Consider the following 13,252-nt stretch of genomic DNA (forward strand, 5'->3'; position numbering starts at 1 on the left):
CAGACTGAACCGTAGGAATTCTCAATTTATGAGCGGCGCACATTCAGGCACGCCGATTCGCAATATTGCGATCATTGCCCACGTTGACCACGGCAAAACCACCCTCGTCGACGCGCTGCTGGCCCAGTCGGGCATCTTCCGCGACAACGAAGCGGTGCCCACCTGCGTGATGGACTCCAACGACCTGGAGCGCGAGCGCGGCATCACGATCCTCAGCAAGAACACGGCGGTTGATTTCGAAGGCATTCGCATCAACATCGTCGACACCCCTGGTCACGCTGACTTCGGCGGCGAGGTGGAGCGCGTGCTGGGCATGGTGGATGGCTGCCTGCTGATCGTGGACGCCAATGAGGGGCCCATGCCCCAGACCCGTTTTGTGCTCAAGAAGGCCCTGGAAAAGGGCCTGCGTCCGATTGTGTTTGTCAACAAGATCGACCGGGCCCGGGTGGATCCGGAGATTGCCGTGGACAAGGTGCTCGACCTCTTCCTCGAGCTCGGTGCCGACGACGACCAGTGCGATTTCCCCTACCTGTTCGGCAGCGGCATGGGCGGCTACGCCAAGCCGGACATGAAAACAGAGAGCGACACCATGCGTCCGCTCTTCGACGCCATCCTGCGCCATGTGCCGCCGCCGGTGGGGGACCCCGCCAAGCCGCTGCAGCTCCAGGTCACCACCCTCGACTACAGCGATTTCCTCGGCCGGATCATGATCGGCCGCATCCACAACGGCACCATCAAGGCGGGTCAGCCCGCTGCTCTCCTGCGCGATGACGGCAGCGTCAAGCGCGGCCGCATCAGCAAGCTGCTCGGTTTCCAGGGCCTGCAGCGGGTGGAGATCGCCGAGGCCAGCGCTGGCGACCTGGTGGCCGTGTCCGGCTTCGATGAGGTGAACATCGGCGAGACGATCGCCTGCCCGGACAATCCCGAGGCGTTGCCGTTGATCAAGGTGGATGAGCCCACCCTGCAGATGACCTTCGTCATCAACGACTCCCCCTTCGCCGGCAAGGAGGGCAAGTTCGTCACCAGCCGTCAGGTGCGCGATCGGCTGCAGAAGGAATTGCTCACCAACGTGGCCCTGCGGGTGGAGGACACCGATTCTCCCGACCGCTGGTCGGTGAGCGGCCGGGGTGAGCTTCACCTGGGCATCCTGATCGAAACCATGCGCCGTGAGGGCTATGAGTTCCAGGTGAGCCAGCCCCAGGTGATCTTCCGCACGATCGATGGCACCCCCAGCGAGCCCTACGAAACCCTCGTGCTCGACGTGCCGGAAGCATCCGTGGGTGCCTGCATCGAGAAGCTCGGCATCCGCAAGGCGGAAATGCAGAACATGGAGACCACCAGCGACGGCCGCACCCTGCTGGAATTCGTGGTGCCGGCCCGCGGCCTGATCGGCTTCCGCGGCGAGTTCATCCGCGCCACCCGCGGTGAAGGAATCATGAGCCACTCCTTCCTCGACTACCGACCCATGCAGGGCGATGTGGACACCCGCCGCAGCGGTGTGCTGATTGCTTTCGAGGAGGGCACGGCCACCTTCTACGCCCTCAAGGGAGCGGAAGATCGTGGCCAGTTCTTCATCACGCCCGGCACCAAGGTGTACAAGGGCATGATTGTGGGCGAGAACAGCCGGCCCCAGGATCTCGAGCTCAACGTCTGCAAGGCCAAGCAGGTGACCAACATCCGCTCCGCTGGTGCCGAGGTGCTGGACACCCTTCAGGCACCTGTGCAGATGACCCTGGAGCGCGCCCTTGAGTACATCGGTCCCGATGAGATGCTCGAGGTGACCCCCGAGTCGATCCGCCTGCGCAAGCTGCCCTCCAAAAAGGCAGCCAAGCGCTGAACGACCCACACCGGCTCGATGCTTGATCCCGAAGAGGCGGCTCTGCGGGCCGATGGCCGGTTTGCAGAGGCCGTTACCCGCTTCAATGCCGGCGACTGGTATGCCTGCCACGACGGCTTTGAGGAGCTCTGGCACGAGACAGCGGGAACCTGCCGCCCGGTTCTGCAGGGGCTGCTGCAACTGGCCGTCGGCCAGTTGCATCTGGAGCGCGGCAATCGCCGCGGGGCCACGATCCTCACCGGCGAGGGATTGGGACGGCTGCGAGGTTGCGACGATGACGCCCTGGGCCTCGATCTGGCCGCCCTGCGCAGCAGGGCGGCGCTCTGGCTGCAGGCCCTGCAGGGACCGGAGCAGGACCTGGCCCTGGATCCTCCCCGGTTACTGCCGGCCGGAGCGGCTCCAGCGCCCTCTGTAGATTGAGTTCTGCGCTCCGGCGGCCCCGGTCCTTGCCTCTGTCCGCTTTTCGTCCTGACCGCCTGGCCCTGCTGGGCCTGGCTTTGCTTGGCTTCCAAGGCTTTGCTCTGGTCCAGGCAGGAGCCTGGGCCCAGCAGGTGGCCACGCCTGCTGCCGCACCAGCGACGGCACCCCTGACCGGAGTCGTGACGATCGAGTCCGACCTGCAGACCGCAGACAACGCCACCGGAATCCTCTCCGCCAGCGGCAACGTGCGGATTGTCTACGGCGATCAGGGGGTGGTGGCTACGGCGCGCCAGGCCCAGTACTTCAGCCGTGAGGGCCGCCTGGTGCTGAGTGGCGACGTGGATGTGCTTCAGGGGGATGGCAACAGCATCCGCGCCGAGCGGCTCGTCTACCTGGTGGAGAACGAGCGGCTGGTGGCCGAAGCCGCGCCCGGAGAGCAGGTGATCACCCTCTACCGCTTCCCCCCCGCCCAGGCTCCGGCCCCCGGCCCCCTGCCATGACGCTGGAGTTGAAGCAGGTGGTGCTGGCCATCGGTGGCCGGGTGCTGGTGAACCATGTGTCCCTGCACCTCGAGCCGGGCGAGGTGGTGGGACTGCTGGGCCCCAACGGCGCCGGCAAGACCACCACCTTTGGGCTGGTGACGGGCCTGATCCGCCCCGACGCCGGGGCCGTGCTGCTTGATGGCCGCGAGATCAGCCGCGTGCCGATGCCCCAGCGGGCTCGCCTCGGCATCGGCTACCTGCCCCAGGAACCGAGCGTGTTCCGCCAGCTCGACGTGCGCAACAATCTCAGGCTGGCCCTGGAGTCCAGTCGCACCCCCAGGCATCTGCGTCGCGACCGCCTCGAACACCTGATCGACGATTTTCACCTCAGCGCCTTTCAGCACCGCCGCGGCTACCAGCTCTCCGGCGGCGAGCGGCGCCGCACCGAGGTGGCCCGTGCCCTGGCGGTGGGGGCAGAAGGTCCCCGCTACCTGCTGCTGGACGAGCCCTTCGCCGGGGTGGATCCGATTGCCGTGGCCGATCTGCAGGAGCTGATCCAGCAACTGCGCGCCCGGGGCATGGGGCTGTTGATCACCGACCACAATGTGCGCGAAACCCTGGCCATCACCGATCGGGCCTACATCCTCTCCGAGGGCGCGATCCTGGCCTCCGGCACGTCCGAGCACGTGGGGAACGATCCCCTCGTGCGCCGCCACTACCTGGGGGAGGGTTTCAGACTGTGAGCACTAGCCCTTTGGCTCTGGATCGGCTGCAGCGCCTGGGGCTGGCCCCCTGGCGGCGGTTGCCCTTGCTGGATCGTTGGCTGCTGGGGGAGCTGTTCGGCCCGCTGGTGTACGGCGTAGCGGCCTTCACGGCGGTGTCGCTCTCGGTGGGGGCCGTGTTCGAGCTGGTGCGCCGGGTGGCGGAATCGGGACTGCCGCTCGACATCGCCCTGCAGGTGCTGCTGCTGGAGCTGCCCTCGTTTCTCGTGCTCTCCTTCCCCATGGCCACCCTGATGGCCACCCTGCTCACCTTCAGCAAGCTCTCCGGCAACAGTGAACTCACCGCGCTGCGCAGCGTGGGGGTGCCCACCTGGCGGATGGTGATGGCGGCGGTCGCCCTGTCGCTGGTGATGACGCTGCTCACCTTCGGTTTCAACGAAGCTGTGGTGCCCCGCACCCTGAGCCAGGCCGAGGCCACCCTGAGCCGCGCCATCGGCAGGGCCGTGGCCGGCGAGCAGAAAGACAACGTGCTCTACTCCCGCTACGGCAGGGTCGAGCAACCTGATGGCAGCACCGAGAGGGGTCTGACTCACATCTTCTATGCCCAGCGCTTCAACCAGGGCGTGATGGAAGATGTGACGCTGATGGACATGAGCCGCTCGGCCCATCGGGTGATGCTCACGGCCAAGCGGGCCCGCTGGAGTGAAGCTGAGGCCCAGTGGGAATTTCTGGATGGCCGGGTGTTCGGCATCGGCGGGGGCAATTCCGACACGATCACCTCCGCCCGCTTCGATCGCTACCTCTATCCCCTCGGCAACCAACCGATGCGGGTGGCCAAGCTGCCCACCGACGCCAACGAGATGACCATCGGTCAGGCGCGCACGGCCGAACGGCTGCTGCGGGAATCGGGCGATGAGCAAGCGGCGCGCAAATTGCGGGTGAGGATCGAGGAGAAGTTCGCCTTTCCGGCGGTCTGTCTGGTGTTTGGCCTGATCGGCAGCAGCCTGGGGGCCAGGCCCCACTCGCGCCGCAGCCGCAGCCAGGGATTCGGCCTCAGCGTGCTGCTGATCTTCGGCTACTACCTGGTGGCCTTCAGCTTCAGTTCCCTGGGCGTCAAGGGCACGCTTGAGCCCCTGTTCTCGGCCTGGCTGCCCGTGGTGATCGGCCTGGTCACCGGCTTTGTCCTGTTACGACAGGCCAGCCGCTGACAAGCTGACACCGTCACCAGCCAGACTGGCCGTGAGTCTGCACTGAAACCTTGCCTGATCTGCTCCACGATCCGGTGCTTGCCCTGGGCCTCGCCGCCTTCGCCCTGCTGCTGCTGGTGCTGCCCCTGGCGTTCTGGTCCTTGAGTGGCGGCCGCAACAGCTCCGTGGTGCGGGTGCTGATCGCCACAGCCAACCTCTGTCTCACCGCACAGCTGGTGTTGCGCTGGATCGATTCCGGCCACTTCCCGATCAGCAATCTCTACGAGTCGCTCTGTTTCCTGGCCTGGGGATGCACCCTCACCCAGCTGCTGGTGGAGCGCAGCTGGCCTTCCCCGCTGGTGCCGGCCGCCGCCACCCCGATGGCCCTCGGCTGCGTGGCCTTCGCCAGCTTCGCCCTGCCCGATCGCCTCCAGGAAGCCTCCCCCCTGGTGCCCGCCCTCCGTTCGAGCTGGCTGGTGATGCATGTGAGCGTGATCATGCTCAGCTACGCGGCTCTGCTGGTCGGGTCGCTGCTCTCCGTTGCCGTGCTGTTCACCGACCGGGGCCGGGCTCTGGAGCTGCGCAGCAGTTCGATCGGCAGTGGTGGCTATCGCCAGGCCCAGCTGGCCTGCGATGGTCCGGGCGCCATGGCGGCGCCGATGAAACTCTCCAGCGTGTCGATTCCGATCGCCGAACAACTCGATTCGCTCAGTTACCGCACGATCACCGTGGGCTTTCTTCTGCTCTCGGTGGGCTTGGTGAGTGGAGCGGTGTGGGCCAACGAGGCCTGGGGCAGCTGGTGGAGCTGGGACCCGAAGGAAACCTGGGCCCTGATCTGCTGGCTGGTGTATGCCGCCTACCTGCACACCCGCCTGATCCGCGGCTGGCAGGGTCGTCGCCCGGCGATTGTGGCCTCGGTGGGCCTGGTGGTGATCGCCGTCTGCTACATCGGCGTCAACCTGCTGGGCATCGGCCTGCACAGCTACGGCTGGTTCTTCGAGAGCTGAGGCCTCGCCGCTCCCCTTGGGGGGAGCGTGGCGGAGGGGAGCTGCGGAGTTTGATGGGGTGGCGTTGTTGGTGCTGATCTGGTGAACGGATCAGACCGCCACCGGGGCGGGCCGGCGGCTCTGACGGATGCCGGTGATGGCGTCGGCATAGCTGGGCTGGTTGAACACGCCCGAGCCGCTCACGATCGCGTTGGCACCGGCTTCGATCACCTTCCAGGCGTTCTCGGCCTTGATGCCGCCGTCCACCTCGATCCAGGGATCAACGCCCTTGGCGTCACACAGGCGCCGAAGGTCACGAATCTTGTCCACCTGGCTGTCGATGAAGCTCTGGCCCCCGAAGCCGGGGTTCACGCTCATGACGAGCACCAGATCACAGAGCTCAAGGCAGTACTCGAGCGTGTCGATCGGAGTGCTGGGGTTCAGCACGGCGCCGGCCATCTTGCCGAGATCACGGATCTGAGCCAGGTTGCGGTGCAGGTGCGGACAGGCCTCCACCTGAACCGAGATGATGTCGGCGCCGGCCTTGGCGAAATCAGCCACGTACTTCTCCGGCTCCACGATCATCAGGTGAACGTCCAGCGGCTTGCTGGTGACCGGCCGCAGCGCCTGCACGATCAGGGGGCCGATGGTGATGTTGGGCACGAAGCGGCCGTCCATCACGTCCACGTGGATCCAGTCGGCACCGGCCGCATCGACGGCCCGCACGTCATCCCCCAGCCGGGAGAAGTCGGCGGAGAGGATCGATGGTGACACCACCAGGGACTTGCTGCTCATGGGACGGCCGCTGGGCTAGGGGAATCCACTGTAGTTAAGGCCCAGCCAGGCCCTTGCGTGCGGCGCCCGGCCGGCGGGGAGGCGCTGCCATCGCTGATACAGTGAGGCCGGCTTCCTGACTGAGATTCCGCACAGCAGCTGCCATCTCAGGTCACATCTCGAAGCCTCCTCCCCCCCTTGCCGGACCACTGTGGATCGCACCCTTATCCAGGAAATTCTCGAAGTTGTCGAGCAGGCCGCCATCGCATCGGCCGAACTCACGGGCCTGGGCAAGAAGGATGAGGCTGACGCCGCCGCCGTCGAGGCGATGCGCAAGCGCATGGGCCAGATCACCATGCAGGGTCGCATCGTGATCGGCGAGGGCGAGCGGGATGAGGCACCGATGCTCTACATCGGCGAAGAGGTGGGCAGCGGCACCGGCCCCGGCGTCGACTTCGCCGTGGACCCCTGCGAGGGCACGAACCTCTGCGCCAACAACCAGCGCGGCTCGATGGCGGTGCTGGCCGCCTCGGACCGCGGCGGCCTGTTCAACGCTCCGGACTTCTACATGAAGAAGCTGGCGGCGCCCCCGGCCGCCAAGGGCAAGGTGGACATCCGCAAGAGTGCCACCGAGAACATCGAGATCCTCAGCCAGTGCCTCGGCATGGCCAAGAGCGACCTGGTGATCGTGGTCATGGACCGTGCCCGCCATAACGACCTGATCGCCGAGATCCGCGCCACCGGCGCCCGGGTGCAGCCCATCTCCGACGGAGACGTGCAGGCCGCCATCGCCTGCGGCTTCGCCGGCACCGGCACCCACTGCCTGATGGGCATCGGTGCGGCGCCGGAGGGCGTGATCTCAGCTGCCGCCATGCGCGCCCTGGGCGGTCACTTCCAGGGCCAGTTGGTGTACGACCCCGCCGTGGCCCAGACCAAGGAGTGGGAAGGGTTGACCCGGGAAGGCAACCTGGCCCGCCTGGCCGAGATGGGCATCACCGATCCCGACAGGATCTACGAAGCCGACGAGCTGGCCTCAGGTGAAAACGTGGTGTTCGCCGGCAGTGGCATCACCGACGGCCTGCTGTTCCACGGCGTGAAATTCGAGCAGGACTGCACCCGAACCAGTTCCCTGGTGATCAGCACCCTCGACAACACGGCGCGTTTCACCGACACCGTGCACATCAAGGCCGGTGCCCAGAGCATTGCGCTGCGCTGAGCCGGCGCCGATCAGCTCACACCGCGCTGCCACCATGCACATCGCCGTCGTCGGTCTGAGTCATCGCACGGCTCCAGTGGAGATCCGGGAGCGCCTCAGCATCCCGGAGCAGGCCATGGATGCCTCGCTCCAGCAACTCCGTGACGACGATCAGGTGCTCGAGGCCTCGATCCTCAGCACCTGCAACCGCCTGGAGATCTACACCCTGCTGCGCCATCCGGAGCAGGGCATCTCCTCGATCGGGGCCTTCCTCAGCCAGCACTCCGGCCTGGCAGTGGATGAGCTCACCCCCCATCTGTTCACTTACCACCACGAACAGGCTGTCGACCACCTGCTGCGGGTGGCGGCAGGCCTCGATTCGCTGGTGCTGGGCGAGGGCCAGATCCTCTCCCAGGTGAAGAAGATGGTGCGGCTCGGCCAGGAGCACCGCTCACTGGGCCCGATTCTGAACCGGCTTCTGAACCAGGCGGTGAGCACCGGCAAACGGGTGCGCACAGAAACCAACCTCGGCACCGGCGCCGTGTCGATCAGCTCCGCTGCCGTGGAGCTGGCCCAGCTGAAGGTGGGCCAGGCCAGGGGCGTCGATGACCTGGTCTCCCTGGATCAGGAACAGGTGGCCGTTGTGGGGGCGGGCCGTATGGCACGGTTGTTGCTGCAGCACCTGCAGTCCAAGGGATGCCGCGGCGTGGTGCTGCTCAACCGCACCGTCACCAGAGCCGAGCAGCTGGCGGCAGACTTTCCTGCTCTGCCCGTGCAGTGTCGCCCTCTCGACGACCTTGACCACTGTCTCAGCACCTGCTCCCTGGTGTTCTGCAGCACGGCCGCCGAGAACCCGATCATCAGCGCCGAGCGACTGGCCGGGCTCAACCGCCGCAGCTCGCTGATGCTGGTGGACATCGGCGTGCCCCGCAACATCGCCGCCGACACCGCCGCTGTAGCCGGGGTCCAGGCCTACGACGTGGACGACCTTCAGGAGGTGGTGGCCCGCAATCAGGAAGCCCGCCGGGAGATGGCCGCCGAGGCCGAAGGACTGCTGCATGAGGAGTCCCGCCTGTTTCTGGAATGGTGGGACGGCCTGGAGGCGGTGCCCGTGGTCAACCGGTTGCGGGTGCGGTTGGAGGACATCCGCGAACAGGAGCTCCAGAAGGCACTGAGCCGTATGGGGCCCGATCTGTCAGCCCGGGAACGCAAGGTGGTGGAAGCCCTCAGCAAGGGCATCATCAACAAGATCCTGCACACCCCGGTCACCAACATCCGCGCCCCCCAGCCCCGCACCCAGCGCCGCTCGGCGATGCGGGTCCTGGAGGAGCTCTTTGAGCTTCAGGAGGACGATCCCAGACCGTGATCTCCCTTTCGGTGACCTGCATCACCTGATCGAGGTGTTGGTCACCACAGTTGAAGCCGGGCCCGCGCCCGGCACTGCCCCGCCGGAACCCCAGTCCTGTACGGTCGCCCCATCAGAGTAGGAATCAGGAAACATGAAACGCGTTCTAGCCATCATTCTCGGGGGGGGAGCCGGTACACGCCTCTACCCACTCACCAAGATGCGGGCCAAGCCGGCGGTACCTCTTGCCGGCAAGTATCGCCTGATCGATATTCCCATCAGCAACTGCATCAACTCAGAGATCAACAAGATCTATGTGCTGACCCAGTTCAACAGTGCCTCCCTGAATCGACACCTGTCGATGAGCTACAACCTCTCGGCTGGCTTCGGCCAGGGTTTTGTGGAGGTGCTGGCGGCCCAGCAGACCCCCGACAGCCCCAGCTGGTTTGAGGGCACGGCCGATGCGGTGCGCAAATACCAGTGGCTGTTCCAGGAGTGGGACGTGGATCACTACCTGATCCTCTCCGGCGACCAGCTCTACCGCATGGACTACAGCCTGTTCGTGCAACACCACATCGACAGTGGTGCCGACCTCTCCGTGGGGGCCCTTCCGGTGGATCCGGCCCAGGCCGAGGCCTTCGGCCTGATGCGCACCGACTCGCAGGGCCGTATCCAGGAATTCCGTGAGAAGCCCAAGGGCGCGGACCTGGAGGCGATGCGGGTGGACACCGAGAGCCTTGGCCTCTCCCACGAGGAGGCGGCGCTGCGGCCCCACCTGGCCTCGATGGGGATCTACGTGTTCAGCCGTCAGACCCTCTTTGACCTGCTGAACACCAATCCCACCGCCAAGGACTTTGGTAAAGAGATCATTCCGATCTCATTGGCCCGCGGTGATCAGCTGCGCAGCTATCTCTTCAATGACTACTGGGAAGATATCGGCACAATTGGTGCCTTCTATGAGGCGAATCTTGCCCTCACTGAACAACCCAATCCCCCCTTCTCGTTCTACGACGAAAAGTTTCCGATTTACACGCGGCCCCGCTACCTGCCGCCCAGTAAGCTCCAGGATACCCAGGTCACTGAGTCGATCATCGGCGAGGGCTCGCTGTTAAAAGCCTGCAGCATCCATCACTGTGTGCTGGGTGTGCGAAGCCGGGTGGAAAACAATGTGGTGCTTCAGGACACATTGTTGATGGGCTCGGACTACTTTGAATCCTCAGAAGAGCGCAAGGCGCTCAAGGCACGTGGCGGTACGCCCCTCGGGGTGGGCAGTGGCACCACGGTGAAGCGTGCCATTCTTGATAAGAATGTACGTATCGGCAAAGACGTGACCATCATCAACAAGGATCACGTGGAAGAGGCGGATCGCCCGGAACTGAACTTCTACATCCGCAATGGAATTGTGGTGGTTGTGAAGAACGGCACCATCGCTGACGGCAGCGTGATCTGAGCTCCCAGGCCCTAATCAGGCCAGGAGATGCTGACACAGGCGCCTGGGTTGTGACGGTTCAGCCCCGCAGGCCGGGGCTCTGGGCACACTGAGGGCACAGCCCTTTTTCCAACTGCATGGGTACGGCACATTTCGGTCTGATCGGTCTCGGCGTGATGGGAGAGAACCTGGTTCTCAATGCCGAGCGCAACGGGTTTTCGAGCGTTGTCTACAACCGCACCTACGCCAAGACGGAGGCCTTCCTGCAGGGCCGGGGGGCCGGCAAGGACATCGTTGGCGCCAAAACCCTGGAGGAGTTCGTGGCGGCCCTGGAGCAGCCCAGGCGCATCCTGATGATGGTGAAGGCCGGCCAGCCGGTGGATGACACCATCGCCTCGATTGCCCCTCTGCTGGCGGAGGGCGACCTGCTGATCGATGGTGGCAACTCCCTCTACACCGACACGGAACGGCGGGTGGCCGAGCTGGAAAGCAAGAGCTTCGGCTACATCGGCATGGGAGTGTCCGGCGGCGCCAAAGGAGCCCTGGAGGGCCCGAGCATGATGCCCGGTGGCACCCGCAGCGCCTACGACGCCATTGAGCCGCTGGTACGCAAGATGGCGGCTCAGGTGGAGGACGGCCCCTGCGTCACCTACATCGGCCCCGGTGGGGCCGGCCACTTCGTCAAGACGGTGCACAACGGCATCGAGTACGGCATCGAGCAGATCCTGGCCGAGGCCTACGACCTGATGAAGCGCTGTGGCGGCATGGACGGCGACGCCATGGCCGACGTGCTCGGCCTGTGGAACAGCACCGAGGAACTGGCCTCCTTCCTGGTGGAGATCACCGAGCAGTGCCTGCGCACCAAGGACCCGGCCAGTGGCACTGACCTGGTGGAGCTGATCGTGGATGCGGCAGGCCAGAAGGGCACCGGGCTCTGGACGGTGGTGAGCGCCCTGGAGATGGGCGTGCCCGTGCCCACCATCTATGCCGCCCTCAATGCCCGGGTGATGAGCTCCCTGCGGCCGGAGCGCCTCAAGGCCGAAGCTGTGCTGCCGGCACCGCCGGCCCATGGCGTGGACCTGGGCGATGCCGCCGCGGGCCTGCCCCCCCTGCGTGATGCCTGCATCGCCGCCTGCATCGTGAGCTACGGCCAGGGCATGGCCCTGCTGCAGGAGGCCTCCAAGCTGCACGACTACGCCCTCGACTTCGCGGCCATCGGCCAGATCTGGAAAGGTGGTTGCATCATTCGCGCCCGCCTGCTGCAGCGCATCCAGGATGCCTACACCGCAGCGCCCGAGCTGCCGAACCTGATGCTGGATCCCTGGTTTGCCGAGCAGATCAACCAACGGCTGCCGGGGCTGCGCCAGATCGTGGCCGGGGCCGCCCTGGCTGGGATCCCTCTGCCCTGCCTCTCGAGCACGCTCGACTACATCGACAGCTACCGCACCGCTCGCCTGCCCCAGAACCTGGTGCAGGCCATGCGCGACTGCTTCGGCTCCCACACCTACGAGCGGGTCGATCAGCCAGGATCGTTCCACACCGAATGGATCAGCTGAGGCGCAACCGATGCAACCTGCCAGCAGCACCCGATCGGAGGGCACGGCCTACAGCGTGGAGCGATGGGACAGTGGCGAGCAGCTGGCCCACCGGGCCGCTGAGCTGATCGCCACGGCCATCGACCTGGGCCTGGCCCAGCGGGACCGCTGCCAGATCGCCCTGGCGGGCGGCACCACCCCCGAGGCGGCCTACAGCCGGCTGGGGCAGGAACGGCTCGCCTGGGATCGGGTGGATGTGCTGCTGGGCGATGAGCGCTGGGTTCCAGCCGATGACCCGGCCAGCAACACCCTGATGCTGCGGCGTTCGCTGCTGGCCCAGCCCCCCGGCAGCGGCGCCCGCCTGCACCCGGTGGCCACCGACCTGGCCAGTCCGGAGCAGGGGGCCAGGGCCTATGCCGAGCTGCTCCGCCTGCTCTGCCCCGGCGATCCGCCGATCCTGGATCTGGTGCTGCTCGGCCTCGGCGACGATGGCCACACCGCCTCTCTGTTTCCGGGCACCGGCGCCGCCCTGGAGCGCCAGCGGCTGGTGACGGTGGGCGAGGGCAAGGGACTGCCCCGGATCACGCTCACGGCGCCGGTGCTTTCGGCAGCGCGGCGGGTGATCTTCCTGGTGAGCGGCGCGGCCAAGGCCCAGGCCCTGCAGCGGTTGCTGGATCCCATGGAACCTGCGGAGCGCACCCCGGCGCGGCTGGTGCAGCCCTCCACCACCATCACCGTGCTCGCCGATCACGGGGCGGCAGCGGCCCTGGCGCCGTGATGGAGATCGTGATGGGGGATGCGTTCAGTGGCTGGCAGGCACTGAACGACACGATCATGGGGGGCCGCAGCCAGGGGCGCTGTCAGGCCGGTCCTGGCGGCCTGCAGTTCACCGGCGAGCTGGTGGAGGAGGGCGGCGGGTTCGTGAGCTGTCGCTCGCCCCTCTTCTCTCCGCCCCTGGATCTCTCCAGCGCTGAAGGCCTGGAACTGGAGCTGGCGGGCGGTGGGCGGCGCTTCAAGCTGGCGCTGGCCTGCGCTGACGGAGTGGCCGGACTCACGGAACTGATCCCCGGCGGTCTGCGCTGGGTGGTGGAGTTCGCCACCGAGGCAGAAGGCAGCACGCAGCTGAGGATTCCGTTCAGCAGCCTGCGCCCCTCGGTGCGGGCCCGGCCGGTGGGTCTGCCGCTGCGTTTCGATGCCTCCCGCATCAACCGGCTGCAGTTGCTGCACTCCCGCTTCGGCGATGACGGCAGCCCCAATGCGGGTTTCCTGCCCGGCCCGATCAGCTTCAACCTCCAGGCCATCCGTACCTATCCCTGACCCCAGCGACCTGCCCGAGGCCG

13 protein-coding genes are annotated in these 13,252 nt (G+C 66.3%); 12 read left to right on the top strand and 1 reads right to left on the bottom strand.

Translation table 11 applies throughout. The features are described from left to right. The first annotated feature begins 28 nt into the window (after positions 1-28). From typA to ccsB, 6 genes are read left to right on the top strand one after another with little or no spacing between them, the layout of a single operon-like run. Positions 29-1,837, top strand: a complete 1,809-nt coding sequence (gene typA / locus ACWJIO_RS02070; protein WP_480311053.1) for a translational GTPase TypA — start codon at positions 29-31, stop codon at positions 1,835-1,837. A gap of 18 nt (positions 1,838-1,855) precedes the next feature. Beyond that, positions 1,856-2,257 carry a DUF309 domain-containing protein gene (locus ACWJIO_RS02075; RefSeq protein WP_480311055.1) on the top strand — a complete coding sequence of 134 codons (402 nt, stop codon included), beginning with the start codon at positions 1,856-1,858 and terminating at the stop codon, positions 2,255-2,257. A gap of 26 nt (positions 2,258-2,283) precedes the next feature. Beyond that, positions 2,284-2,757 (top strand): LPS-assembly protein LptD, encoded by a 474-nt coding sequence (locus tag ACWJIO_RS02080; RefSeq protein ID WP_480311056.1) that lies wholly within the window; start codon positions 2,284-2,286, stop codon positions 2,755-2,757. Next, positions 2,754-3,482 (top strand): LPS export ABC transporter ATP-binding protein, encoded by a 729-nt coding sequence (lptB, locus tag ACWJIO_RS02085; RefSeq protein WP_480311058.1) that lies wholly within the window; start codon positions 2,754-2,756, stop codon positions 3,480-3,482. The genes ACWJIO_RS02080 and lptB overlap by 4 nt, the downstream gene beginning before the upstream one ends. Continuing rightward, positions 3,479-4,669 (top strand): LptF/LptG family permease, encoded by a 1,191-nt coding sequence (locus ACWJIO_RS02090; RefSeq protein ID WP_480311060.1) that lies wholly within the window; start codon positions 3,479-3,481, stop codon positions 4,667-4,669. The genes lptB and ACWJIO_RS02090 overlap by 4 nt, the downstream gene beginning before the upstream one ends. A gap of 50 nt (positions 4,670-4,719) precedes the next feature. Further along, the gene (ccsB, locus tag ACWJIO_RS02095; RefSeq protein WP_480311062.1) at positions 4,720-5,655 is read left to right on the top strand and encodes a c-type cytochrome biogenesis protein CcsB; all 936 of its coding nucleotides are present in this window, start codon (positions 4,720-4,722) and stop codon (positions 5,653-5,655) included. A 90-nt stretch (positions 5,656-5,745) separates the two neighbouring features. Here the strand turns inward: ccsB and rpe are convergent, their stop codons facing one another. Continuing rightward, entirely contained in the window at positions 5,746-6,429 is a 684-nt protein-coding gene (gene rpe / locus ACWJIO_RS02100) for a ribulose-phosphate 3-epimerase (protein WP_480311063.1), read from the bottom strand. Positions 6,430-6,619: 190 nt separating this feature from the next. On the opposite strand from rpe, the gene glpX reads away from it, so the two are divergent. The 6 genes from glpX (at position 6,620) to ACWJIO_RS02130 (ending at position 13,229) form a co-directional block, all read left to right on the top strand. Next, positions 6,620-7,624 (top strand): class II fructose-bisphosphatase, encoded by a 1,005-nt coding sequence (glpX, locus tag ACWJIO_RS02105; RefSeq protein ID WP_480311065.1) that lies wholly within the window; start codon positions 6,620-6,622, stop codon positions 7,622-7,624. Positions 7,625-7,658: 34 nt separating this feature from the next. Then, positions 7,659-8,969, top strand: coding sequence for a glutamyl-tRNA reductase (locus ACWJIO_RS02110; RefSeq protein ID WP_480311067.1), 1,311 nt, complete (start codon positions 7,659-7,661; stop codon positions 8,967-8,969). Between the two features lie 133 nt (positions 8,970-9,102). Further along, entirely contained in the window at positions 9,103-10,398 is a 1,296-nt protein-coding gene (locus ACWJIO_RS02115) for a glucose-1-phosphate adenylyltransferase (protein WP_480311068.1), read from the top strand. Positions 10,399-10,514: 116 nt separating this feature from the next. Further along, positions 10,515-11,933 carry an NADP-dependent phosphogluconate dehydrogenase gene (gndA, locus tag ACWJIO_RS02120; protein WP_480311070.1) on the top strand — a complete coding sequence of 473 codons (1,419 nt, stop codon included), beginning with the start codon at positions 10,515-10,517 and terminating at the stop codon, positions 11,931-11,933. 10 nt (positions 11,934-11,943) lie between these two features. After that, positions 11,944-12,690: a 6-phosphogluconolactonase gene (pgl, locus tag ACWJIO_RS02125; RefSeq protein ID WP_480311072.1), complete on the top strand. Its 747-nt coding sequence runs from the start codon at positions 11,944-11,946 to the stop codon at positions 12,688-12,690. Continuing rightward, the gene (locus ACWJIO_RS02130; RefSeq protein WP_480311074.1) at positions 12,690-13,229 is read left to right on the top strand and encodes a CIA30 family protein; all 540 of its coding nucleotides are present in this window, start codon (positions 12,690-12,692) and stop codon (positions 13,227-13,229) included. Before pgl ends, ACWJIO_RS02130 begins: the two co-directional genes overlap by 1 nt. Positions 13,230-13,252: the final 23 nt, after the last annotated feature.

Source organism: Paraciimarium castrense LEGE 11436 (assembly GCF_056633055.1).